Below are 1,211 nucleotides of genomic sequence, written 5' to 3'. Positions count from 1 at the left end.
GCTTGTATGTTCCTCCCGGCTCCTACGCTGTATGTAGGAGCCAGGGTGGAGGGACCGTCAAGCATGCATCTGCGGATACCAGCCGACAGACGAGTCGAGCGATCCCCATCCCGCACACGAACGTCGATAAAGGATCGTACGGCCCCCAAGGGGATCGTCGATGTAGGCAAGCTAACGTCGGTGCGGTACCACCCCAGCCCTTTAAAGATAGCTGGGAGCCGTACAAATGTCTGATTCTCTCGATATTGGCGTGGACGTGGACTCCAAGGAGTTCGTGCCGGCGGTGGCCGACCGCAAGGCCGGTGACAGGGTCGCCAACACCCGGGCCGGCATAGCCAAGTGGCTCAAAACCTTGCCCCAGCGATGCCGGATTGGCATGGAAGCGACGGGGCGGTACTACGAGTTGTTGGCTCGGATGGCTGGCCAGGCGGGCCACGTTGTCTATGTAATCGATCCACGGCTGATCAAGAACTACGCTCGGGCGACGGGCTCGCGCGGCAAGACAGATGCCATGGATGCCCAAGCGATCGCCCGCTATGTGAAGAAGGAGAGCGACCGCCTGCGTGAATACGTACCGCGTACCGACGAGCAGCAGCAGATGCATGATTTGCTGCGCAAGCGGCGAGCGCTGGTGGAGACGCGCGCGCGCCTGGAGCAATCCTTCGGGGTAAGCAAAAGTGACCCTGGGGAGCTATCAGATCTGTTCTGCGCTCTGGCTGGGACGCTGTCCGAGCTGGAAAGCGAACTGCAGCGCTTGGGCCGCGATGGAGAGCATGGCGCACTCTACAAGCGCCTGCTGACCATCCCGGGTATCGGCCCTGCCGTCGCGTCCCACCTGATTTACTACATGACGCGCTGGCCGTTGGCCAACGCCAACGCGTGGATTGCCTGCACCGGCCTGGATCCCCGGCCCAACGAGTCTGGCGGCAGAACTGGACGACGTCGGCTGTCCAAACAGGGCGCACCGATGCTGCGCCAGATGCTCTACATGGCTGCAATGGGGCTCAAGCGGTGTCGCCGGGGGCAACCGCTCTACGACGAGCTGTCAAAACGCGGTCACCCCAGCACCGCCGTCTTCAACATTCTGGCAAGGAAGCTGGCCAGGATCGCCTGGGGCGTGTTCAAAAGCGGCCGAGACTTCGATCCGGCCATGCTGAAGGTCGGTCAAGCCTGCTTCCAGCAGGCTTGACCACGAACATAGGATCTCGACT

The 1,211-nt window shown here is 62.0% G+C and carries 1 protein-coding gene; it reads left to right on the top strand.

The window, feature by feature from the left end; all coding sequences use genetic code 11:
* Positions 1-226: 226 nt before the first annotated feature.
* The gene (locus G5A07_RS21115; protein ID WP_159359641.1) at positions 227-1,189 is read left to right on the top strand and encodes a transposase; all 963 of its coding nucleotides are present in this window, start codon (positions 227-229) and stop codon (positions 1,187-1,189) included.
* The last annotated feature ends 22 nt before the right edge of the window (positions 1,190-1,211 follow it).

This window comes from Stenotrophomonas sp. AS012628, assembly GCF_010608305.1.
In the GTDB taxonomy this organism is placed as follows: domain Bacteria; phylum Pseudomonadota; class Gammaproteobacteria; order Xanthomonadales; family Xanthomonadaceae; genus Stenotrophomonas; species Stenotrophomonas geniculata.
The sequence above is the reverse complement of the archived record's forward strand: the minus strand, read 5'-3'. Positions and strand labels throughout refer to the sequence as shown.